Annotated in this window: 20 protein-coding genes; 17 read left to right on the top strand and 3 right to left on the bottom strand. The window is 69.1% G+C overall.

Going from position 1 to position 21,651, the window contains the following annotated elements; all coding sequences use genetic code 11:
• Window positions 1–17 precede the first annotated feature (17 nt).
• The 4 genes from WG923_RS06845 to WG923_RS06860 all read left to right on the top strand — a co-directional run bounded on the left by WG923_RS06845 (window position 18) and on the right by WG923_RS06860 (window position 2,802).
• On the top strand, window positions 18–413 hold the full coding sequence (locus WG923_RS06845; protein ID WP_340350197.1) for a serine/threonine protein kinase: 396 nt from the start codon (window positions 18–20) through the stop codon (window positions 411–413).
• Between the two features lie 22 nt (window positions 414–435).
• A complete protein-coding gene (locus tag WG923_RS06850; RefSeq protein ID WP_340350198.1) occupies window positions 436–1,254 on the top strand; it encodes an alpha/beta hydrolase in 819 nt (272 codons plus the stop codon).
• A gap of 119 nt (window positions 1,255–1,373) precedes the next feature.
• Window positions 1,374–2,195 (top strand): alpha/beta hydrolase, encoded by an 822-nt coding sequence (locus tag WG923_RS06855; RefSeq protein ID WP_340350199.1) that lies wholly within the window; start codon window positions 1,374–1,376, stop codon window positions 2,193–2,195.
• Window positions 2,196–2,433: 238 nt separating this feature from the next.
• Window positions 2,434–2,802: a hypothetical protein gene (locus tag WG923_RS06860; protein ID WP_340350200.1), complete on the top strand. Its 369-nt coding sequence runs from the start codon at window positions 2,434–2,436 to the stop codon at window positions 2,800–2,802.
• 92 nt (window positions 2,803–2,894) lie between these two features.
• Here WG923_RS06860 and WG923_RS06865 read toward each other — a convergent pair whose 3' ends face one another.
• The 3 genes from WG923_RS06865 to WG923_RS06875 form a co-directional block, all read right to left on the bottom strand.
• The gene (locus WG923_RS06865) at window positions 2,895–3,782 is read right to left on the bottom strand and encodes a sulfurtransferase (RefSeq protein ID WP_340350201.1); all 888 of its coding nucleotides are present in this window, start codon (window positions 3,780–3,782) and stop codon (window positions 2,895–2,897) included.
• 73 nt (window positions 3,783–3,855) lie between these two features.
• Entirely contained in the window at window positions 3,856–4,755 is a 900-nt protein-coding gene (locus WG923_RS06870) for a DMT family transporter (protein ID WP_340350202.1), read from the bottom strand.
• 26 nt (window positions 4,756–4,781) lie between these two features.
• A complete protein-coding gene (locus WG923_RS06875) occupies window positions 4,782–5,930 on the bottom strand; it encodes an aromatic ring-hydroxylating oxygenase subunit alpha (RefSeq protein ID WP_340350203.1) in 1,149 nt (382 codons plus the stop codon).
• A gap of 138 nt (window positions 5,931–6,068) precedes the next feature.
• Between WG923_RS06875 and WG923_RS06880 the strand changes: the two genes are divergently transcribed.
• From WG923_RS06880 to WG923_RS06940, 13 genes are all read left to right on the top strand, one after another.
• Window positions 6,069–6,293 (top strand): exodeoxyribonuclease VII small subunit, encoded by a 225-nt coding sequence (locus tag WG923_RS06880; RefSeq protein ID WP_340350204.1) that lies wholly within the window; start codon window positions 6,069–6,071, stop codon window positions 6,291–6,293.
• Complete coding sequence (locus tag WG923_RS06885) at window positions 6,290–7,177, top strand: polyprenyl synthetase family protein (protein ID WP_340350205.1); 888 nt, start codon at window positions 6,290–6,292, stop codon at window positions 7,175–7,177. The genes WG923_RS06880 and WG923_RS06885 overlap by 4 nt, the downstream gene beginning before the upstream one ends.
• Before the next feature lie 15 nt (window positions 7,178–7,192).
• On the top strand, window positions 7,193–9,079 hold the full coding sequence (dxs, locus tag WG923_RS06890) for a 1-deoxy-D-xylulose-5-phosphate synthase (RefSeq protein ID WP_340350206.1): 1,887 nt from the start codon (window positions 7,193–7,195) through the stop codon (window positions 9,077–9,079).
• Between the two features lie 203 nt (window positions 9,080–9,282).
• Entirely contained in the window at window positions 9,283–10,374 is a 1,092-nt protein-coding gene (locus WG923_RS06895; protein WP_340350207.1) for a TRAP transporter substrate-binding protein, read from the top strand.
• 223 nt (window positions 10,375–10,597) lie between these two features.
• On the top strand, window positions 10,598–11,677 hold the full coding sequence (locus WG923_RS06900; RefSeq protein ID WP_340350208.1) for a TRAP transporter substrate-binding protein: 1,080 nt from the start codon (window positions 10,598–10,600) through the stop codon (window positions 11,675–11,677).
• A 146-nt stretch (window positions 11,678–11,823) separates the two neighbouring features.
• A complete protein-coding gene (locus WG923_RS06905; protein ID WP_340350209.1) occupies window positions 11,824–12,903 on the top strand; it encodes a TRAP transporter substrate-binding protein in 1,080 nt (359 codons plus the stop codon).
• Window positions 12,904–13,077: 174 nt separating this feature from the next.
• Entirely contained in the window at window positions 13,078–14,160 is a 1,083-nt protein-coding gene (locus tag WG923_RS06910) for a TRAP transporter substrate-binding protein (RefSeq protein ID WP_340350210.1), read from the top strand.
• Between the two features lie 73 nt (window positions 14,161–14,233).
• Window positions 14,234–15,919 (top strand): YbaL family putative K(+) efflux transporter, encoded by a 1,686-nt coding sequence (gene ybaL, locus WG923_RS06915; RefSeq protein ID WP_340350211.1) that lies wholly within the window; start codon window positions 14,234–14,236, stop codon window positions 15,917–15,919.
• A gap of 288 nt (window positions 15,920–16,207) precedes the next feature.
• Window positions 16,208–17,215 (top strand): tripartite tricarboxylate transporter substrate binding protein, encoded by a 1,008-nt coding sequence (locus WG923_RS06920; RefSeq protein WP_340350212.1) that lies wholly within the window; start codon window positions 16,208–16,210, stop codon window positions 17,213–17,215.
• A 9-nt stretch (window positions 17,216–17,224) separates the two neighbouring features.
• Window positions 17,225–17,788, top strand: a complete 564-nt coding sequence (locus WG923_RS06925; RefSeq protein ID WP_340350213.1) for a tripartite tricarboxylate transporter TctB family protein — start codon at window positions 17,225–17,227, stop codon at window positions 17,786–17,788.
• Between the two features lie 28 nt (window positions 17,789–17,816).
• On the top strand, window positions 17,817–19,352 hold the full coding sequence (locus tag WG923_RS06930; RefSeq protein ID WP_340350214.1) for a tripartite tricarboxylate transporter permease: 1,536 nt from the start codon (window positions 17,817–17,819) through the stop codon (window positions 19,350–19,352).
• Window positions 19,353–19,362: 10 nt separating this feature from the next.
• A complete protein-coding gene (locus WG923_RS06935) occupies window positions 19,363–20,214 on the top strand; it encodes a sugar phosphate isomerase/epimerase family protein (protein WP_340350215.1) in 852 nt (283 codons plus the stop codon).
• Complete coding sequence (locus tag WG923_RS06940) at window positions 20,207–21,628, top strand: enolase C-terminal domain-like protein (RefSeq protein ID WP_340350216.1); 1,422 nt, start codon at window positions 20,207–20,209, stop codon at window positions 21,626–21,628. The genes WG923_RS06935 and WG923_RS06940 overlap by 8 nt, the downstream gene beginning before the upstream one ends.
• The last annotated feature ends 23 nt before the right edge of the window (window positions 21,629–21,651 follow it).

Here is a 21,651-nt window from a genome sequence, read left to right on the forward strand (position 1 = left end):
CAGCAAAGGAGTCCGCCATGCCCAACCAGGAACAGTCCCGCAGTGACGGGACCCCGCGCAAGGACCAGGACGAGAAGGGGCGGCCGCCCGCGAGCGAATCGCCTTCCGGACAGGACTACCGCGGCGACGGCCCCGGCAAGGTCGGCCTGGTCAGCGACAAGCAGCCGGACCTCGTGGCGCCCTCCGGCGTCAACGAGCGCGACACCGGTGCGGCGGACGACCGCGCTGCCGCCGGCGGCACGCTGGACTTCGACGACGGGACGGACATGGTGCATCCGCGCGGCAAGGTGACCAGCGCGGGCCGCACGGCCAACGAGAAGAATCCCAGCGACGCCGGCGATCTCGGTACGCCGAACGCCGGGATGTCCGACCGCAACGGCCCGAGCGATCCCGATGCAAAACGCAGTCGCTAAGACGCTGCGCGGAGGAGGCAACATGGTTTACGCAATGTTCTCCGCCGCCGTCCTGCTGGCCATCGGCGCCATCTATGCCGGCGCCGTCGGATGGCTCTATTTCCGCCAGGAACGGCTGCTGTTCGAACCGGACAAGCTGGCGCCCGACGAGCCGATCTCCAACGACCCGGACACCTTCGAGTTCTTCGTGGACGTGCCCGGCGCGCGCCTGTCGGGGGCGCACATGCGGCTGCCGAACCCGCGCGGGGTGTTCTTCTTCCTGCACGGCAACTCCGGCAACCTGAAGAAGTGGTTCGTGGAGCTCGAGGCGTTCCGGCAGGCCAACTTCGACGTGGTGATGTTCGACTACCGCGGCTTCGGCAAGAGCAGCGGCGACATCGAGAGCGAGGAGCAGCTGCGCGCCGACGTGGAGGCCGTGTGGAACCACATCGCGCCGATGTATGCGGGCAAGCGCGTGGTGATCTCGGGCCAGTCGCTGGGCACCGGCCTGGCGGCCGGACTCGCGGCCAGGCTGTGCTCCGACGGGCACGCGCCGGACCTGACGCTGCTCGTGTCGCCCTACAGCAGCATGCGCGCGCTGGCCGGCGAGCTGTACCCGTGGGTGCCGCTGCAGGTGCTGCGCTATCCGCTGCATACGCTGGCGCATGCCGAGAAGCTGCTGGGCCCGGTGATGCTGATCCACGGCGACAAGGACGAACTGATCGGGATCCACCACAGCGAGCAGCTGTGCAGCGCGATGCGCTCGGCGGAACTGCTGCGCGTGACGGGTGCCGGGCACGGCGACGTGCACCAGTTTCCCACCGTGCGCCAGGCCTTGATGTCGGCGCTGGGACGCCTCTGACCCCGTCGTCCCCGCGCACAGGCGGGGGAGCCGGAAGAAGCCCCGCACCGCGGGGCATTCTTCCTTGTGGCCCCCGAACCTTGCGCGGTGACCGCGCGGGCAGCGGTTAAGCTCGGTCGATGCCCAAGGGCCTTGCGATCACGCTGCTGTTCCTCGCCGGCCTGCTGGCCCTCTACCTGGGCACCCTCGCCTTCCTCTGGTGGCGCCAGGAACGCCTGCTGTTCTACCCCGAGCCCCTGCCGGCGAGCTATCCGCTCGCCACCGCGCCGGACATCCACGAACGCACCGTCGCGGTTGCGGGGGCGCAGCTGTCGGTGCTGCAGCTCAAGGTGCCGGACGCGAAGGGCGTCGTGTTCTACCTGCACGGCAACGCCGGCAACCTGGCCCGCTGGTTCAGCAACGCGGACTTCTACCGCGCTGCCCGTTTCGATCTCGTGATGCCGGACTACAGGGGTTACGGCAAGAGCACCGGCGCGATCGCCGGCGTGGAGCAACTGCGCGCGGACATGCGGGCCGTGTGGGATGCCTTCGCCGGCGAATACCGCGGCAAGCGCATCGTGGTCTTCGGCCGGTCGCTCGGCACGGCGCTGGCCGCGGACCTGGCGGAACAGCTCTCCAGCGAAGGCCACGCGCCCCAGCTGACGGTGCTGGTGTCGCCGTATTCCAGCCTGCGCGAGCTGACGGCGGAGTTCTACCCGTGGGTCCCCGGCGCGCTCCTGCGCTATCCGCTCGATACGGGCAGCCACCTGCCCGGCATCCGCGGCACGGTGCTGCTGGTGCACGGCGAAGACGACGCGCTCATCGCGCTGCGCCACTCGCGGCACCTGCAGCAGGTGCTGCCTTCCGCGCGGCTGCTGGTGGTGCCGGGCGCGGGACACAACGACGTGCATGAATTCGCGCTGTACCGGCAGGTGCTGGGTCAGGCGCTGGACGCGCTGTAGCAGCCTGCCGCTGGAAACAGGGACCCCGCCCGATGCACCAGGGGAACACGCGATCGGGGTGCCAGGCCGTGAAAAATTTGTGACAAGCCCCTCCCCCGCCTTGCCTCGTCCTACAGCCTTCGACAGTGGCAGACGACACCGAGGGTTTTCCCTCAACCTAAAGTGAGCCGCAGGCAGCGCAAACGCTGTCATGCCTCTCACGATTCCATCGATACACACCCCCTCAAGGAGTTTCCTGATGATCAAGTCCCCGATCGCGCAATGCGCTGCCCTGGCCCTGATGGCGGCCCTGTCCCTGAGCGCCTGCGGCAAGAAGGACGAGGTCCCGGCCTCGACCGATTCGACGACCTCGAGCACCGCGCCGTCGACGACCACCTCGCCCACCGACACGACCAGCGGCACGGCCAGCACGGCCACGGCTCCGTCGACCACCGACTCGACGACCGGCAGCGGCACGTCCATGGGCGCCGGCAGCACCACGACGCCGGGCACCAGCACCGACATGAGCGCCTCCGGCTCGGCCAGCGGCTCGACCGCCACGCCGGGTACCAGCACGGACATGAGCTCCAGCTCCAGCATGCCGAGCAACACCACGCCGACCCGCTAAGCCGGCGGAAGTACCCCCGTGGGCCGCCGCTGGCCCGCGGCGGACGCTCATGAGAAAACGCCAGCCTTCAGGCTGGCGTTCTCATTGGAGGATCAGCTTTTCTCCACCGGCAGCCCCGGTGTGCGGCACCACTCGCTCCAGCTGCCCGCATAGAGCGCCGTGGGTGCGAAGCCGGCGATCTCCATCGCGATGATGTTCGGCACCGCGCTCACGCCGCTGCCGCAGTGGTGCACCACCGTGCGCGAGTCGCGGCCCTGCAGCAGCTGTTCGAACTCCGCGCGCAACTGGTCCGCCGGCTTGAAGCGGCCGTCCGGTCCCATGTTGCTGCCGAACGGCCGGTTCAGCGCGCCCGGGATGTGCCCGGCGACCGGGTCGAGCGGCTCCACGTCGCCGCGATAGCGCGGCAGGGCCCTGGCATCGATCAGCGTCTGGACCTGCTGGCCCAGGTTGCGGACGACTTCCTGCGTCGTGACCAGCCGGCGCAGCGGCCGGCCCGGCTGGAAGTTGGACTGGAAGTGCGACGGCTCGCTGCCGGCGCGCACCTCGCCGCCGGTCGCCTGCCAGGCCTGCAGGCCGCCATCGAGCACCGCCGCCGCCTCGTGGCCGAGCCACTTGAGCATCCACCAGAGCCGGCCGCAGTAGTTGTTGCCGTTGCGGTCGTACACCACGGCCTGCATGTCGTTGGCGAAGCCCACGCTGGACAGCCAGGTGGCGAACTTCTCGCGGCTGGGCAGCGGATGCCGCCCGCCGGAGGCGGCGTCCACGGGGGCGCGCAGGTGGCCTTCGGCATCGGGCTGCGGCGGGTCCGAGAGCGCGTGATCGAGGTGCGCGTACACCGCGCCGGGGATGTGGGCCTGCAGGTACTGCTTCTCGCCGGAAGCGGCGTCCATCAGGTCGAAGGTGCAGTCGAACACCATCAGCCGCGCCTTGGCGGCCTGCAGGTCACGAAGCTGCTCGGCGGAGAGGAGGGTGGTGTACATAGGGGCTGGGGGCGAGGTTCTGGGGCCTAGGGAGGGAGTCTAGAGCCTCGTCGGCTTCCGCGCCCCAGCCCTCTCAGTGTTCCTCCGCCGGCGCGTCCGGCGCCGCCCGCGCGCGCAGCACGGTGGCCGCCACGCCGCTGGCGACGATCAGCGCCATGCCGGCCCAGCCGGCCAGCGGGATCCGTTCGGCGAACAGCAGCACGCTGTACAGCGCACCGAACACGATGCCCGAATACTGCAGGTTGGCCACCACCAGCGTCGCCCCGTGGCTGTAGGCGCGCGTCATGCACCACTGGCCCAGCGACGCGAAGAGGCCGATCGGCAGCAACCACAGGGCGCTGCCCCAGTTCCAGGGCGAAACGCCGCCGGCGAGCATGCCGATGCCGCCCGCCAGCGCGGAGCCGAGCGCGAAGTAGAAGACCGTGCGCACTTCCGGCTCGCCGATCTTGCCCAGGGCCATCACCTGCAGGTACGCGAAGGCCGACAGCAGGCCGGAGAGCAGGCCGACCAGCCCGGCGAACACCTGGTGCTGCTCCATCGTCGGGCGCAGCATGAGCACGACGCCCGCGAAGCCCGCCAGCACGGTGAGGGCCAGCGTGCCCTGGCGCCCGGGCAGCGGCGCGCCGGAGCGCGGGTTCCAGGCGATCAGCGCACCGCCCACCAGGAAGGCCGCGATCCAGACGCTGCTCATGTAGTTGAGCGTCATGGCGGTGGCCAGCGGCAGGCCGGCGATGGCGTAGAACCAGGCCCCCAGCGACAGCACGCCCACCAGGCTGCGCCAGGCGTGCATGCCGGGGTAATGGGTGGCCAGCGAGGTGCCCTGCGAGCGGGCCCAGGCGGCCATCACGGCCATGCCGATCAGGCCGCGCCAGAACACCAGCTCGGAGGCACTGAAGGACGCCGAGGCGATCTTCACGCACACCGCCATCGTCGCGAAGAACAGCGACGCGGCCAGCATCCACAGGGCCTGCATCACGCCCTACGCGCGGAAACGGACACTCAGCCGCGCGGGGCGTGCCGGCCCATCGTCTCGCGGTACCACTCGTGGAAGTGCTGCATGCCGTCTTCCATCGGGCTCTGGTAGGGGCCGACTTCGTTGTCGCCCCGCTCCATCAGCGCCTTGCGGCCGGCGTCCATGCGCAGCGCGAGCTCGTCGTCTTCCACGCAGGTTTCCATGTAGGCGGCCTGCTGGGCTTCGACGAATTCGCGTTCGAAGGCAGCGATCTCCTCCGGGTAGAAGAACTCCACCATGTTGAGCGTCTTCTGCGGCCCCTTGGGGAACAGCGTCGAGACGACCAGCACGTTGGGGTACCACTCCACCATCACGTTCGGGTACAGCGTGAGCCATACCGCGCCGTGCTTGGGCATCCTGCCGTTCTGGTAGCGCAGCACTTCCTCGTGCCACTTGCGGTACACGTCGGAGCCGGGCTTGCCCAGCTTGCCGGCCACGCCCACCGTCTGCACCGAATACTCGCGGCCGAATTCCCACCGCAGGTCGTCGCAGGTCACGAAGTTGCCCAGGCCCGGGTGGAAGGGGCCGACGTGGTAGTCCTCCAGGTAGACCTCGATGAAGGTCTTCCAGTTGTAGTCCACCTCGTGCAGCTCGGTGCGGTCGTAGACGAAGCCGGAGAAATCCAGGTCAGCCTTGATGGGCCCCAGCCGCGCCAGCTCGCGGTTCACGTCGAAGCCGTTGGTCTCGAACACCAGCCCGTTCCACACCTGCACCCCGTAGTTCTTCAGGTTCAGGCAGGGATCGGTGGCGAAGTGCGGCGCACCCATCAGCGTGCCGGCCTGGCAGTGCCCGCCGGCGCTGTAGGTCCAGCGATGTAACGGGCACACGATGTTCCCTCCCGTGGAAGGCTTCGCGTGCACCGAGCCGCGCCCGTGCAGCATCACCGCCTGCCGGTGGCGGCAGACGTTGGAGATCGCTTCGATGCCGCGCGGCGTGCGCAGCAGCGCGCGACCCTCGCCCTCGTGCTGGAGGGTGTGGTAATCGCCCAGTTCGGGAACCGCCAGTTCATGCCCCAGGTAACGGGGCCCGCGCTGCCAGATGAGCTCCAACTCGCGCCGGAACAGCGCCTCGTCGAAATAACTGCTGACAGGGAGTTGGCTTGCGGCCTGCTGTAGCTGAAGACTTAAATCAGACATTTCACCTGACCTAGAGACTCCCCCTATGAAGGGGCAGGGCCGCGCGTTGGAGCGCGACAAGAAGGGAGGGGGATTCTACCCCCCGGGGTGACTTGGGGCCGGGCCCCCTAAAATCCAGGGTTTCGCCCTGAAGAATTCATGTCACAGCCATTCGAACCCCCCGCCAGCTATGAAGCGGCCATGGAGGAGCTGGAGCAGCTCACCGGCCGCATCGAGTCCGGCCAGCTGCCCCTGGAGCAGCTCCTGGCCGGCTACGAGCGCGGGGCCGACCTGCTGAAGTTCTGCCGCGACAAGCTCCAGGCGGTGGAAGAGCAGATCAAGGTGCTGGACGCCGGTGTGCTCAAGCCGTGGGCGAACGAGTGAGTTTCCAGCTCAGGGACTGGTCGGCCGAACGACTCCAGCGCACCGAAGAGGCCTTGTCCGCCTGGGTGCCCGCCGACGCTCCCGCGCGGCTGGGCGAGGCCATGCGCTACGCGGTGCTCGATGGCGGCAAGCGGCTGCGGCCCCTGCTGGTGCTGGGCGCCTGCGAGGCCGTCGGCGGCAACGAGGACGCCGCGCTGCGGGCCGGCTGCGCGGTCGAACTGATCCACGCCTATTCGCTGGTGCACGACGACATGCCGTGCATGGACAACGACATCCTGCGCCGCGGCAAGCCCACGGTGCACGTGCAGTTCGGCGAGGCCACCGCACTGCTGGCCGGCGACGCGCTGCAGGCGCTCGCCTTCGAGCTGCTGGCGCCGGAGGGCGCCGGCATCCCGGACCGCACCCAGGCCCGCCTGTGCCGCCTGCTGGCGCAGGCCGCGGGCCAGGCCGGCATGGCCGGGGGGCAGGCGATCGACCTCGCCGCCGTGGGCAAGTCGCTCACCGAGGACGAACTGCGCCACATGCACCGCCTGAAGACCGGCGCGCTGCTGCAGGCCAGCGTGATGATGGGCGCCGCCTGCGGCGAGCCCGACGCGAAGGCGCTGGCAGGGCTGCGCACCTACGGTGCGGCCCTGGGCCTCGCCTTCCAGGTGGTCGACGACATCCTGGACGTCACGGCCGATTCGGCCACCCTGGGCAAGACGGCGGGCAAGGACGCTGCCCAGGACAAGCCCACCTACGTGTCCCTGCTGGGCCTGGACCGCGCCCGCGGCTACGCCGCCGAACTGCTCGCGCAGGCCCGTGGTGCCTTGCAGACAACCGGCCTCGCCGACACGCGTGCCCTGCTCGCGCTCGCCGAGATGGTGGTACACCGGGACAACTAGACAACATCAAGAGCCATGGCCAAGCTGCTGCAAACCATCAACGATCCGGCCGACCTGCGCCGGCTGCCCCGCACGCAGCTCGCCCCGCTGGCCGATGAACTGCGCGCCTACGTGCTGGAGTCGGTGGCGCGCACCGGCGGGCACCTGAGCTCCAACCTGGGCACGGTGGAACTCACGATCGCGCTGCACTACGTCTACAACACGCCGCACGACCGCATCGTGTGGGACGTGGGCCACCAGACCTATCCGCACAAGATCCTCACGGGACGGCGCGAGCGCATGGGCTCGCTGCGCCAGCTCGGGGGCCTGGCGGGCTTCCCGCAGCGCGCCGAGAGCGAATACGACACCTTCGGCACCGCGCACTCGTCGACCAGCATCTCGGCGGCGCTGGGCATGGCCATCGCCGCGCGCCAGAAGGGCGAGCCGCGCCACTGCATCGCCGTGATCGGCGACGGCGCGATGACCGCCGGCATGGCCTTCGAGGCGCTGAACAACGCCGGCGTGGCCGACACCGACCTGCTGGTGATCCTGAACGACAACGACATGTCGATCAGCCCGCCGGTGGGCGCGCTGAACCGCTACTTCGCCCAGCTCATGAGCGGGCGCTTCTACGCCGCGGCCAAGGAGGTCGGCAAGAAGGTGCTGCACGTCGCGCCGCCGCTGTTCGAGCTGGCCAAGCGCTTCGAGGAGCACGCCAAGGGCATGGTCGTGCCCGCCACGCTGTTCGAGAAGTTCGGCTTCAACTACGTGGGCCCGATCGACGGCCACGACCTCGACTCGCTGATCCCCACGCTGCAGAACATCAAGCTGCTCAAGGGCCCGCAGTTCCTGCACGTGGTCACCAAGAAGGGCCAGGGCTACAAGCTGGCCGAGGCCGACCCGGTGGCCTACCACGGGCCCGGCAAGTTCGATCCCGCCGTCGGCCTGGTCAAGCCCGCCACGCCGCCCAAGCCCACCTTCACGCAGGTGTTCGGCCAGTGGCTGTGCGACATGGCGGCGCAGGACCACCGGCTGGTGGGCATCACGCCGGCGATGCGCGAAGGCTCGGGCATGGTGGAGTTCCACCAGCGCTTCCCGGACCGCTACCACGATGTCGGCATCGCGGAACAGCATGCCGTGACCTTCGCGGCGGGTCTCGCCTGCGAAGGCCTCAAGCCGGTGGTCGCGATCTATTCGACCTTCCTGCAGCGCGCCTACGACCAGTTGATCCACGACGTGGCGCTGCAGAACCTGCCGGTGGTGTTCGCGCTGGACCGCGCGGGCCTGGTCGGTGCCGACGGGCCGACGCACGCGGGCGCCTACGACATCGTGTACCTGCGCTGCATCCCGAACGTCAGCATTGCCTGCCCGGCCGACGAGAACGAGACGCGCAAGCTGCTGACCACCGCGTACCAGCAGGAGCATCCGGTGGCGGTGCGCTATCCGCGCGGCGCCGGCGTCGGTGCCGCCGTCGAAGCCAACCTGCAGCCGCTGCCCTTCGGCAAGGGCGAAGTGCGCCGGCAGGGCCAGCGCGTCGCGGTGCTGGCCTTCGGCACGCTGCTCTACCCCGCGCTGCAGGCGGCGGAGCGGCTGGACGCGACGGTGGCCAACATGCGCTGGGTCAAGCCCCTCGACACCGGGCTGCTGCTGCAGCTCGCCGCCACGCACGACGCGCTGGTGACAGTGGAAGAGGGCGCGATCATGGGGGGTGCCGGCAGCGCCGTCACCGAGGCGCTGAACGCGGCCGGCGTCGTCAAGCCCGTGCTGCAACTCGGCCTGCGCGACGAGTACGTGCCGCACGGCGACCCCGCGCGGCTGCTGGCGATGCAGGGGCTGGACGCGGCCGGCATCGAGGCCTCGATCCGGGCACGCTTCGGGGCGATGTTCGAGCGCGGCGCTCCCGCATTGAAGGTGGTCTCGTAGGCTGGGCTGCGCGCGCCCACGACAGCACCGGGGCCGAAGCTGGTGTTCGCTGCGCGAGGACCAGCCTCCCCCGTGGCCCTGCAATCCCGAGCCACCCGCAAGGGAAAACACGGGCTGACAGAACCCTGTCATTTCCGAGAATGGGCGTCCCTGTGATCCGCTACCAAAGGTAACGCGGAACATCAACCATTCCAGGAGAAACCATGGATCGTCGATCGCTCATCAAGAAGGCAGGCATCGCGGGAGTCCTTGCATCCGGCATCGCACCGGCCGTGCACGCGCAGGCTGCCATCCGCTGGCGTCTCGCTTCCAGTTTCCCGAAGTCGCTCGACACGCTGTACGGCGGCGCCGAGGTGTTCGCCGCCCGCGTCAAGGCGATGACCGGCGGCAAGTTCGAGATCTCCACCCACGCGGCCGGCGAACTGATGCCGGCCTTCGGCGTCGTCGACGGCGTGCAGCAGGGCACCGTGGAATGCGCGCACACCGCGCCCTACTACTTCTTCGGCAAGAGCGAAGTGTTCGCGCTCGGTTGCGCGATCCCCTTCGGCCTCAACAGCCGGCAGATGACCGCCTGGATGGTGGAGGGCAACGGCGGCAAGCTGATGCGCGAGTTCTACGCCAAGTACAACATCGTCAACTTCCCGGCCGGCAACACCGGGGCCCAGATGGGCGGCTGGTACCGCAAGGAAGTCAAGTCGATGGCCGACATCAAGGGCCTGAAGTTCCGCGTCGGCGGCTTCGCGGGCCGCGTCGTCGAGCGCATGGGCGGCGTGCCGCAGAACATCCCCGGCGGCGAGATCTACCAGGCCCTGGAGAAGGGCACGATCGACGCCGCCGAATGGGTGGGGCCGTACGACGACCTGAAGCTCGGCTTCCACAAGGTTGCCCAGTACTACTACTACCCGGGCTGGTGGGAAGTGGGCCCGGAGCTGGACGTGTTCATCAACACCAAGGCCTTCGAGGCGCTGTCGTCCGAGAACAAGGCCATCGTGCAGGCCGCCGCGGCGGAGGCGCACCACTACGTGCAGGCGCGCTACGACGCGCGCAATCCCGATGCCCTGAAGACGCTGGTGGCGCAGGGCACCAAGCTGCGGCCCTTCCCGGCCGACGTGATGAACACCGCGTTCAAGGAAGCGATGGCGCTGTACAACGAGATCGGCTCCAAGAACGAGGACTGGAAGAAGATCTACCCCGACTACGCGAAATTCCGCCAGGAAGAGAACCTGTGGTTCCAGTTCACGGAGGCGAGCCTCGACAACTTCATGCAGGCGCAGGTCAAGGCGAAGAAGCTCTGAGGCGCGACGCGTCCGACGGAAGGGCCCCGCTTGCGGGGCCTTTTTCGTTGGCGTCCGGTAGGCTGGTGGTGAGCGCCGAAGGCCGAACCCCAGCGCTGGGGTTTCGCTGCGCTCCACCGCCAGCCTACAGGTAATCCCTAGGTCGCCGCGCCAGCCCGCTGCAAGCTTGCGCGCGGCGGCAGAACCATCATCGGCGGTGGATCTTCACCCCTCCACAGCCGTCATGGACCGTCGTTCCGTTCTCAAGCACGCCGGCATCGCGGGCGTCCTCGCCGGCGCCGCCGCACCCGCCGTGCACGCGCAGGCCGCCATCCGCTGGCGCATCGCCTCCAGCTTCCCCAAGTCGCTCGACACGATCTACGGCGGCGCCGAGGTGTTCGCGCAGAAGGTCAGGCAGCTCTCGGGCGGCAGGTTCGAGGTGTCGGTGCATGCCGCCGGCGAACTGATGCCGGCCTTCGGCGTGGTCGACGGCGTGGAGAAGGGCACCGTGGAGGCCGCGCACACCGCGCCCTACTACTTCTTCGGCAAGGACGAGACCTTCGCCATCGGCGGCGCGATCCCCTTCGGCCTGAACAGCCGGCAGATGAGCGCATGGACCTTCGAAGGCAACGGCCTGAAGCTGATGCGCGAGTTCTACGCGAAGTACAACATGATCAGCTTCCCCTGCGGCAACACCGGCGCGCAGATGGGCGGGTGGTACCGCAAGGAGATCAAGTCGGCCGCCGACATCAAGGGCCTGAAGTTCCGCGTGGGCGGCTTCGCGGGCCGCGTGGTGGAGCGCATGGGCGGCGTGCCGCAGAACATCCCCGGCGGCGAGATCTACCAGGCCCTGGAGAAGGGCACCATCGACGCCGCCGAGTGGATCGGCCCCTACGACGACCTGAAGCTCGGGTTCCACAAGGTCGCACCCTTCTACTACTACCCCGGCTGGTGGGAAGGCGGCCTGCAGCTGGACCTGTACGTCAACCGGAAGGCCCACGACGCGCTCAGCGCCGAGAACAAGGCGATCCTCGAAGCCGCCTCGGCGTACGCGCACGTGGACATGCAGGCCAAGTACGACGCCCGCAACCCCGCCGCCCTGAAGCAGCTGGTGGCGCAGGGCGCGAAGCTGCGGCCCTTCCCCGCCGACGTGATGGCCGAGGCCTTCAAGCAGTCGATGGCCGTCTACCAGGAGCTGAACGCGAAGAACCCGCGCTGGAACAAGGTGTACGGCGACTACGCGCGCTTCCGCTCCGACCAGAACCTCTGGTTCCGCTTCACGGAGGCGACCTTCGACCGCTTCATGCAGGCGCAGAAGCTGTAGGCTGCCGGCCGTTGTTGCCGCAGGTCACGAAAACGCCGCTTTCGCGGCGCCTCCCGTCGGGTCGACAGCCAATTGACAGCTTGCCGAAAACGAAGGCATTGATGATCCGGCGGGCTCACGCCCATAAAGAAGGAGATAGTTCGAACATGGATCGCCGTTCCATCCTGAAGAACGCCGGCATCGCCGGTGTCCTCGCCGCGGGCGTCGCGCCCGCCGTGCACGCACAGGCCGCCATCCGCTGGCGCCTGGCTTCCAGCTTCCCGAAGTCGCTCGATACCATCTACGGCGCTGCCGAGGTGTTCTCCAACCAGGTCAAGGCGATGTCGGGCGGCAAGTTCGAGATCTCCGTGCATGCCGCCGGCGAGCTGATGCCCGCCTTCGGCGTCGTCGACGGCGTGGAGAAGGGCACCGTGGACATGTGCCACACCGTGCCCTACTACTTCTTCGGCAAGGACGAGACCTTCGCGATCGGCGCGGCCATCCCCTTCGGCCTGAACAGCCGGCAGATGAGCGCGTGGATGTACGAGGGCAACGGCCTGAAGCTGATGCGCGAGTTCTACGCGAAGTACAGCATGATCAACTTCCCGGGCGGCAACACCGGCGCCCAGATGGGCGGCTGGTTCCGCAAGGAACTCAAGACCAAGGCCGACGTGAAGGGCCTGAAGTTCCGCATCGGCGGCTTTGCCGGCCGGATCATCGAGCGCATGGGCGGCGTGCCGCAGAACATCCCCGGCGGCGAGATCTACCAGGCGCTGGAAAAGGGCACCATCGACGCGGCCGAGTGGGTGGGCCCGTACGACGACCAGAAGCTGGGCTTCAACAAGGTCGCGCCCTTCTACTACTACCCCGGCTGGTGGGAGGGCGGCCCGCAGGTCGACTTCTTCATCAACCAGAAGCAGTACAACGCGCTGCCGGCGGAATACAAGGCGATCATCGAGGCCGCCTCCAGCCACGCGCACGTGGACATGCAGGCCAAGTACGACGCCCGCAACCCCGCCGCGCTCAAGCAGCTGGTGGGCTCGGGTGCCAAGCTGCGCGCGTTCCCGAACGACATGATGAACGAGGCCTTCAAGGTCTCCATGGACGTGTACGCCGAGCTGTCGGCCAAGAACCCGGCCTGGAAGAAGGTCTACGAGGACTACTCCAAGTTCCGCGCCGACCAGAACCTGTGGTTCCGCTTCACCGAGGCGACGTTCGACCGCTTCATGCAGGCGCAGAAGCTGTAAGGCCCTCGCAGCTCATGCCAAAAGCCGCACGCTGTGCGGCTTTTTGCTTTACGGAATCGGGTGTCAAGCCAACCGTCGACGAAACCGGTGCAAGGCTCCTGCAAGCCTTGGCGGGGCTCGCGGCGCATCATGGCCGCGGCCTTTTTCGAACCACACACTCTCCCTCCCTCTCCCATGGATCGTCGCTCCCTCCTCCAGCGCGCCGGCATCGCCGGCGTGCTCGCTTCCGGCATCGCCCCCGCCGTGCACGCGCAGGCCGCGGTGCGCTGGCGCCTCGCCTCCAGCTTCCCCAAGTCGCTCGACACGATCTTCGGCAGCGCCGAAGTCATGTCCAGGACGGTCCGGGAGCTGTCGGGCGGCAAGTTCGAGATCTCCGTGCATGCCGGCGGCGAGCTGATGCCGCCCTTCGGCGTCGTCGACGCGCTGCAGAACGGCACCATCGAGATGGCGCAGACCGCGCCCTACTACTTCACCGGCAAGGACGCGATCTTCGCCTTCGGCTGCGCCGTGCCCTTCGGCCTGACCGCGCGCCAGATGGACTCCTGGATGGAGCACGGCAACGGCCGCAAGCTGATGGACGCCTTCTACGCGAAGTACAACATCAAGAGCTTCAGCGCCGGCAACACCGGCACCCAGATGGGTGGCTGGTTTCGCAAGGAGATCAAGAGCGTCGCCGACCTCAAGGGCCTGAAGATGCGCCTGGGCGGCGGCCTGTTCGGCGAGGCGATGGCCAGGCTGGGCGTGGTGGCGCAGAACATGCCCGCGGGCGAGGTGTACCAGGCCCTGGAGAAGGGCACGCTGGATGCCACCGAATTCGTCGGCCCCTACGACGACGAGAAGCTGGGCTTCAACAAGGTCGCCCCTTACTACGCCTACCCGGGCTGGTGGGAAGGCGGCGCCGAGCTCGAGTTCTTCGTCAACACCAAGGCGCTGGCCGCTCTGTCGGCCGAGAACAAGGCGATCCTCGAGGCGGCCACCAACGTCGCCGCGCGCGACATGACGGCCAAGTACGACGCGGTCAACCCGCTCGCGCTCAAGCGCCTGGTGGCGGCCAAGACCAAGCTGATGCCTTTCTCGAAGGAGCTCATGGACGCCGGTTTCAAGGCCTCCATGGAAGTCTTCGCCGAGCACGAGGCCAAGTCGCCCGAATTCAAGAAGATCCACCAGGACATGCGCGCCTTCCAGCGCGACCAGATCCTGTGGACGCGCTTCTCCGAGTACCGCTTCGATTCGTACATGACCTCGGTCAAGATCTGACCGCGTACTGACGCCGCAGGGCGAGCCCGCTGCGGCGGGCTTCCGTCCTTCCGTCATCCGTCATCATGGCGGCATGGACCACAACCTTCCGCTCATCACCACGATCGCCGCCGGCCTCGGCCTCGCGCTGGTGCTCGGCTTCATCGCCGCGCGGGCCCGGCTGCCGGCGCTGGTCGGCTACCTGCTGGCCGGCGTGGTGATCGGGCCCTTCACGCCGGGCTTCGTGGCCGACACCAGGCTCGCGTCCGAGCTGGCCGAGATCGGCGTCATGCTGCTGATGTTCGGCGTCGGCCTGCATTTCTCGCTGGGGGACCTGCTGGCCGTGCGGCGCATCGCGGTGCCGGGGGCCGTGGTGCAGATCGTGGCCGCCACGGCGATGGGCGTGGCCGTGGCGACCTCCTGGGGCTGGAGCCTGGCCGCGGCGCTGGTGTTCGGCCTCGCGCTGTCGGTGGCGAGCACCGTGGTGCTGCTGCGCGCGCTGGAGAGCCTGGGCCAGCTCGATACCTTCAGCGGCCGCATCGCCGTGGGCTGGCTGGTGGTGGAGGACCTCGCGATGGTGGTCGTGCTGGTGCTGCTGCCGCCCATCGGCACCGCGCTCACGGGCTCCACGGCGGCCGATCCGCAGCAGGTGGCGCGCGACATCGCGTGGACGCTGCTGCAGGTGGCGATCTTCGTCGCGCTGATGCTGGTGGTGGGCCGGCGCGTCTTCCCGTGGCTGCTGTGGCAGGTGCAGAAGCTCGGCTCGCGCGAGCTGTTCACGCTGTGCGTGGTGGCGGCGGCCGTGAGCATCGCGTACGGGGCCACGCAGCTGTTCGGCGTGTCCTTCGCGCTGGGGGCGTTCTTCGCCGGCATGGTGCTGCGCGAATCGCAGTTCAGCCACCGCGCGGCGCAGGAGACGCTGCCGCTGCGCGATGCCTTCGCGGTGCTGTTCTTCGTCTCGGTGGGCATGCTGTTCGACCCGCGGATCCTGCTCGATGCGCCGCTGCGCGTGCTGGCGGTGGTCGGCGTGATCGTGCTGGGCAAGTCGATCGCGGCCGCCGTGCTGGTGCTGGTGCTGCGCTATCCCCTGCACACGGCGCTGACGGTGTCGGCCAGCCTGGCGCAGATCGGCGAGTTCTCCTTCATCCTGATCGGCCTGGGCGCGACGCTGGGCGTGGTGCCGGCGCAGGCGCAAAGCCTGGTGGTGGCCGGCGCGCTGATCTCGATCGCGCTGAACCCGCTGGTGTTCCGCGCGATCGAGCCGCTGCAGCGCTGGCTGCTGGCGCGCTCGCAGCTCGCGCGCAGCCTCGCCGCGCGCGACGATCCGCTGGCCGAACTGCCCCTCGGCACCGACGCGAAGTACCTGTCGCGCCAGGTGGTGCTGGTGGGCCACGGGCGCGTGGGCCGCAGGCTGGCCGAGGCGCTGCTGGCGCATCGCATCCCGTTCGTGGTGGTGGAGCAGAACCGCGCGCTGGTCGAGGAACTGCGCGGTGTAGGCGTGCCCGCCGTGTACGGGGACGCCGCGCAGCCGGAAGTTCTCGTGCAGGCCCACGTGGCGCGCGCCCGCATGCTCGTGATCGCCACGCCCGACACGCTGGGCGTGCGCCAGATGGCCGCGCATGCGCGCCTGCTCAATCCGCCCATCGAGCTGGCGGTGCGCTCGCACAACGAGGAGGAGGCGCGGCGGCTGGAGCAGGAACTCACCGGCCGCGTCTTCGTGGGCGAGCACGAACTGGCCCTGGCCATGACGCGTCACGTGCTGGAACGCTGCAATGCTTGAGGCAGCGCAGGGAATTCGGGCCTCGCGGGCGGACAATTCACCGGCTGGTGAATCGTGGCCTGCAGAGAATACGGGGGCAGGACGCAGAGGACGCAAAGGGTACGCAGAGAGCGCAAAAGAATTCATTTTCAAGAGGTTTTCTTTGCGTCCTCTGCGTACCCTTTGCGTCCTCTGCGTCCGGCTGTCCCGCCTTCCCGTGCACTTCGGGCAAGCCGCGTTGACAGCTTCCCGCGCCGCGCCGTAAAGTTCCTAATTAACCGTTTAGAGAATTAATCGGAGACCGAGACCATGCAGAAGCGCTTCTTCCTCCAGGCCGTCGCTGCCGCCGCCGTGCTGGTCGCCGCCTTGCCCGCGGCCGCCCAGAACTGGAAGCCCAGCCGACCGATCAACCTGATCGTGCCGTGGGCCGCCGGCGGCTCGACCGACCAGGTCACCCGCGTGACCGCCGCGGAACTGGAGAAGGCCCTGGGCCAGACGATCGTGATCGTCAACCAGCCCGGCGCCTCCGGCGCCATCGGCACCAAGAGCGCGCTCGACGCGGCCAAGGACGGCTACACCTGGACGGCCGGCGCCGCGCAGGACCTCGGTGCCTACCAGGCGCTGGGCTCGGTCAACACCAGCATCAAGGACTGGCACCTGTTCCTGAACGTGGCCAACATCCAGGTGATCGGCGTCAATCCGCAGCGCCCCTGGAAGAGCGCCAAGGAACTGCTGGACGACATGAAGAAGCGCCCCGGCCAGATCAGCGTGGCCACGGCCGGCGTGACCTCCGCCGGCCACAACGCGATGGACCAGATCGTCAAGGCGACCGGCGTGAAGTACAAGGAAGTGTCCTATGACGGCGGCAACCCGGCCGTGGTGGCCACCGTCTCCGGCGAGGCCGACGTGACCACGCAGCTCGCGGTGGAACAGGCCGACATGATCCGCGGCAAGCGCCTGCGCCCGCTGGCCACCGTGAGCGACAAGCCGCTGGAGCTGGAAGGCTTCGGCACCATCCCGCCGCTGTCGGAGGTGGTGCCCGGCTTCACCGCGCCGGCCAACTACTTCGGCATCTTCATTCCCAAGGGCGTGCCGGACGACGTGGTCAAGACGGTGGAGCGCATCTGGGCCCAGAACATCGTCAAGAGCGATGCGCTGAAGAAGTACGCCACCAGCCGCGGCGCGCTGTTCAACCCGCTCGCCGGCGACGCCGCGCAGAAGGCCGTGTTCCCGGCGGTGCAGGCCAACGCCTGGAACCTGCATGCCAGCGGCAAGACCAAGGTCGCGCCCGACACGGTGGGCATCCCGAAGCCCTGATCCGCAGGCATGACCGATCCCGCGCTGGTTCCCGAGCATTCCCTTGCCGCGGGGACCGATGAAGAACGGGCCGCGCCGCGCTCCGACCTGAAGGACGCGGCCGGCTGGATCGTGTTCGGCGTCGCGGTGCTGGCCGGCTCCGTCACGATGGACCGGCTGGAGCAGCAGAACATCAACCCGGTCACGGTGCCCGGCCTGCTGCCGGGGCTGCTGGGCATCGCGATGATCCTGCTGGGCGCCATCATGGCCGCGCGCAGCTGGCGCCGCGGCGCCTTCACCACCCCGCTGCCGCCCGCCACGCCGCACCGGCGCGAAGAGCGCAGGCGCGTCGCCATCGCGGTCGCCCTGTGCTGCGGCTACGGCATCGTGCTCGTGGGCCACGGCATCCCGTTCTGGCTCGCCTCCACGGTGTACGTGACGGGCTCGATCCTCGTCTTCCAGCGCATCTCCTCCGACCCGGCGGAGCGACGTCTCACACCACGCGCGTGGGCGATGGCGCTGGTGATCGGCGCCGCCGCCTCGGTGGTCACCTGGCTGGTGTTCGAGCGGGTGTTCCTGGTCCGGCTCCCCTGAACCCTCCCGCCTTCCGCGGACGCTTTCCATGCTGCAAGGACTGCAAGACCTCGGCTCCGCCTGGCTGAGCTTCATGAACCCGCTCACGCTCCTGTACGGGCTGGGCGGCGCCTTCGTGGGCATCGTGATGGGCATCCTGCCGGGGCTGTCGGCCACGCTGGCCATCGCCCTGCTCACCACGCTGACGATCAAGCTCAGTGCCAACGACGCGATCCTGGTGCTGATCTGCTCCTACGTCGGCGCGCTCTACGGCGGCTCGCGCACGGCCATCCTGCTGAACATCCCCGGCACCGCGGCCAACGCCGCCTCGTGCGCCGACGGCTACGCGCTCGCGCTGCAGGGGCAGGCCGGCCGCGCGATCGGCATCGCGACCTCGGGGGCTTTCGTCAGCACGCTGATCGGCGTGCTGTGCCTGGCGCTGTTCACGCCGCTGCTGGCGGAAGTCGCGCTGCAGTTCGGCGCCTTCGAGTTCTTCTGGCTGGCCCTCTTCGGGGTGACCATGTCCGGCAGCATCGTCGGCGGCGACCCGCTCAAGGGCTGGCTGATGGGCCTGCTGGGCCTGTTCCTGGCGCAGGTGGGGCAGGAGAGCCTGTATGCCTACGACCGCTTCACCTTCGGCTGGGACGAACTGTCCGGCGGCCTCGCGCTGATCCCCGCGCTGGTAGGCGCCTTCGGCCTCGCCGAAGTGCTGACCACGCTGGCCGACCCGATCGAGCGCAAGATCGTCGACCTGAAGGACTCGGTGCTGCCGCGCTGGCGCGAGATCGTCGTCTACAAGTGGACGGTGCTGCGTTCCGGCATCATCGGCGTGCTCACCGGCCTGCTGCCGGGCGTGGGCGAGGATGCCGGCGCGTGGATGTCGTATGCCGCGGCCAAGGCCGTGAGCAAGGAGCCGGAGAAGTTCGGCAAGGGCTCCATCGACGGCCTGATGGCCGCCGAGACGGGCGACATGGCGTCGATCCCGGGCCACATCATTCCCTCGCTGGCGCTGGGCATCCCCGGCTCCGCGCCCTCCGCGGTGCTGATGGCCGCCATGATCATCCACGGCGTGCAGCCCGGGCCGATGCTGATGATCCAGCACCCGCAGTTCATCTACCACGTGGTCGCGATGACCACGCTGGCGTCGATCACGATCCTGCTGTTCGGCCTGTTCGGGGTGCGCCCCTTGCTGCACATCCTGAAGGTGCGGCGCGGTATCCTGATGCCGATCGTGTTCCTGCTGTGCACCGTCGGTGCCTTCGCCACCGCCTCGCGCCTGTTCGACATCTACGCCATGCTGTTCATCGGCGTCGGGGCCTACTTCCTGCGCCGGCGCGGCTACGAGATGGCGCCGCTGGTGCTGGGCCTGGTGCTGGGGCCGCTGCTGGACAAGAGCCTGCGCCGCGGCCTGGTGCTGTCGGACGGCAGCATCCTGCCCTTCTTCACCCGGCCGATCGCGATGGCCTTCGCCGCGGTGACGATCTTCACGATCCTGCTCTACGTGCCGCCCTTCAAGCGCGCCGTGAACGGGGTGAAGGCGGCGATCGGCGACGCGGTGCGCGGCCTGTTCGCGCGCCGCGCCTGAGGAGGCCGCCATGCGCTTCGCGCTGTGCAACGAGGTGCTGCAGCCGCTGCCCTTCGCCGGGCAGTGCCGCCTTGCCGCGGCGCTCGGCTACGACGGGCTGGAGGTCGCGCCCTTCACGCTGGCCGAGGATCCGATGACGATCTCGGATGCGCAGGCGCAGGAGTTCCGCCGGATCGCGCAGGACCACGGCCTGGCCATCTTCGGCCTGCACTGGCTGCTGGTCGCGCCGGCGGGCCTGTCGATCGTGAGCGCGGACGCCGCCCTGCGCCAGCGCACGACCGGGGTCATGGCGCGCCTGGTCGAACTGTGCGCGCTCATGGGGGGCAGCTACCTGGTGCACGGCTCTCCCAAGCAGCGCAGCGTTCCGGCGGACAGCACGCGCGACCAGGCGTGGGAGCGCGCGCGCGAGGCGCTGCGCACTGCCGGCGAGGCTGCCGCGCGCCACGGCGTCACCTACTGCCTGGAGCCGCTGTCGCCGCGCGAGACCGACCTTTTCAACACCGTCGAGGAGGCGGCGCGCATGGTGGCCGAGATCGGCGCGCCGGGGCTGCGCACCATGATCGACTGCAGCGCCGCGGGGCAGGCCGAGAGCGAACCGGTGCACCGCCTGTTGGAGCAATGGATGCCGCGCGGCATGATCGCCCACGTGCAGGTGAACGACCCCAACCGCCGCGGCCCGGGCCAGGGCGAGCTGGACTTCGGCCCCATCCTGCGCGTGCTGGCGCGCATGGAGGCCGCGGGCCACTTCCCCGGCATCGTCGCGGTGGAACCCTTCGACTACGTGCCCGACGGGCCCGGCTGCGCGGCGCGCGCGATCGGCTACCTGCAGGGCATCCTGCAAGGACTTGCCGACCATGGCTGACGCACCCCTGTTCTCGCTGCGCGCGATCGAGCTGTACGAGCGGCCCGTGAAGCTGCGCATGCCCTTCCGCTTCGGCGTGGTCACCCTGACCGAGGCGCCGCAGACCTTCGTGCGGGCGCGGATCGAACTGCCCGACGGCCGCGGCGCCTGGGGCGCGGCGGCGGAACTGATGGCGCCCAAGTGGTTCGACAAGAACCTGGCGCTGTCCAACGAGGACAACTTCGCGCAGCTGCGCCGCGTGCTGGAACTGGCGCGCTCGGCGTACCTGTCCGACGCGGCGCCCGCCAGCGCGTTCGGCGCCTTCGCGCGCCACCACGAGGCGCACGCGCGCGCGGCGGCCGGCGAGGGCTTCAATCCGCTGCTGGCCAGCTACGGGCCCGCGCTGGTCGACCGCGCGGTGCTCGATGCGCTGTGCCGCGCGCTGGGCGTGTCGTTCTACGAGGCCATGCGCAACAACCTCGCCGGCATGGACGGCGGCCATCCTTCCTTCGCCGGGTTCGACTTCGGCGGCTTCCTGCGCGGCCTGCTGCCGGCGCGCAGCATCCATGCGCGCCACACGGTGGGCCTCGTCGACGCGATCACGCGGGCCGACCAGCCAGAGCGCGTGGGCGACGGCCTGCCCGAGACGCTGGAGGAGGTGCAGCGCGCCTACGGCCACCGCTACTTCAAGCTGAAGGTGGGCGGCAACGTGCGCGCCGACGTCGAGCGGCTGCAGGCGATCGCCGCCGTGCTCGATCGCGCCACCGAGCCGTACCAGGCCTCCCTCGACGGCAACGAGCAGTACGAGAGCGCCGAAGGCGTGCTGGAACTGGTGCGCGCGGTGCAGGCGGACGCGAAGCTGCAGCGCCTGTGGCAATCCATCGCCTTCATCGAGCAGCCGATCGCGCGCAAGCTGGCGCTGCAGGTGGACCTGCGCGCGACGGACCTGGGCCGGCCGGTCGTCATCGACGAGTCGGACGGCGAGATCGACAGCTTCGTGCAGGCGCGCGCGCACGGCTATGCCGGCGTGTCGTCCAAGACCTGCAAGGGCTTCTACAAGTCGATCCTGAACGCGGCACGCTGCGCGGCGTGGAACCGGGAGGAGGGCAGCGCGCGCTACTTCCTGTCCGCCGAGGACCTGACCACGCAGGCGGGCCTGGCGGTGCAGCAGGACCTCGCGCTGGTGAACCTGCTGGGGATCCGGCACGTGGAGCGCAACGGCCACCATTACGTGGACGGCATGAAGGCGCTGCCGCGCGCCGAGCAGCAGGCCTTCCTGCACGCGCATCCGGACCTGTACGAGGACAGCCATGGCGCGGTGCGGCTGCGCATCCGCGGCGGCGAGATCGCGATCGGGTCGCTGGCGTGCCAGGGGTTCGCGAGCGGCGCGCTGCCGGATTTTTCGGCGATGCGGGCGATCGGCCCGCGTTCCTGAACGGCCTGCTAGACTGCCCCCGG

Origin of the sequence: Ramlibacter sp. AN1133, from assembly GCF_037890035.1 — a bacterium.
GTDB lineage: Bacteria > Pseudomonadota > Gammaproteobacteria > Burkholderiales > Burkholderiaceae_C > Ramlibacter.

Excerpts from the sequence above, each read along its gene's own strand:
- WG923_RS06925 (WP_340350213.1), top strand. The coding sequence starts at position 17,225 with ATGACCGATCCCGCGCTGGTTCCCGAGCATTCCCTTGCCGCGGGGACC.
- WG923_RS06850 (WP_340350198.1), top strand. The coding sequence starts at position 436 with ATGGTTTACGCAATGTTCTCCGCCGCCGTCCTGCTGGCCATCGGCGCC.
- WG923_RS06895 (WP_340350207.1), top strand. The coding sequence starts at position 9,283 with ATGGATCGTCGATCGCTCATCAAGAAGGCAGGCATCGCGGGAGTCCTT.
- WG923_RS06905 (WP_340350209.1), top strand. The coding sequence starts at position 11,824 with ATGGATCGCCGTTCCATCCTGAAGAACGCCGGCATCGCCGGTGTCCTC.
- WG923_RS06880 (WP_340350204.1), top strand. The coding sequence starts at position 6,069 with ATGTCACAGCCATTCGAACCCCCCGCCAGCTATGAAGCGGCCATGGAG.
- WG923_RS06865 (WP_340350201.1), bottom strand. The coding sequence starts at position 3,782 with ATGTACACCACCCTCCTCTCCGCCGAGCAGCTTCGTGACCTGCAGGCC.
- WG923_RS06930 (WP_340350214.1), top strand. The coding sequence starts at position 17,817 with ATGCTGCAAGGACTGCAAGACCTCGGCTCCGCCTGGCTGAGCTTCATG.
- WG923_RS06855 (WP_340350199.1), top strand. The coding sequence starts at position 1,374 with ATGCCCAAGGGCCTTGCGATCACGCTGCTGTTCCTCGCCGGCCTGCTG.
- WG923_RS06900 (WP_340350208.1), top strand. The coding sequence starts at position 10,598 with ATGGACCGTCGTTCCGTTCTCAAGCACGCCGGCATCGCGGGCGTCCTC.
- WG923_RS06920 (WP_340350212.1), top strand. The coding sequence starts at position 16,208 with ATGCAGAAGCGCTTCTTCCTCCAGGCCGTCGCTGCCGCCGCCGTGCTG.
- dxs (WP_340350206.1), top strand. The coding sequence starts at position 7,193 with ATGGCCAAGCTGCTGCAAACCATCAACGATCCGGCCGACCTGCGCCGG.
- WG923_RS06860 (WP_340350200.1), top strand. The coding sequence starts at position 2,434 with ATGATCAAGTCCCCGATCGCGCAATGCGCTGCCCTGGCCCTGATGGCG.
- WG923_RS06935 (WP_340350215.1), top strand. The coding sequence starts at position 19,363 with ATGCGCTTCGCGCTGTGCAACGAGGTGCTGCAGCCGCTGCCCTTCGCC.
- ybaL (WP_340350211.1), top strand. The coding sequence starts at position 14,234 with ATGGACCACAACCTTCCGCTCATCACCACGATCGCCGCCGGCCTCGGC.
- WG923_RS06870 (WP_340350202.1), bottom strand. The coding sequence starts at position 4,755 with ATGCAGGCCCTGTGGATGCTGGCCGCGTCGCTGTTCTTCGCGACGATG.
- WG923_RS06940 (WP_340350216.1), top strand. The coding sequence starts at position 20,207 with ATGGCTGACGCACCCCTGTTCTCGCTGCGCGCGATCGAGCTGTACGAG.
- WG923_RS06910 (WP_340350210.1), top strand. The coding sequence starts at position 13,078 with ATGGATCGTCGCTCCCTCCTCCAGCGCGCCGGCATCGCCGGCGTGCTC.
- WG923_RS06875 (WP_340350203.1), bottom strand. The coding sequence starts at position 5,930 with ATGTCTGATTTAAGTCTTCAGCTACAGCAGGCCGCAAGCCAACTCCCT.
- WG923_RS06845 (WP_340350197.1), top strand. The coding sequence starts at position 18 with ATGCCCAACCAGGAACAGTCCCGCAGTGACGGGACCCCGCGCAAGGAC.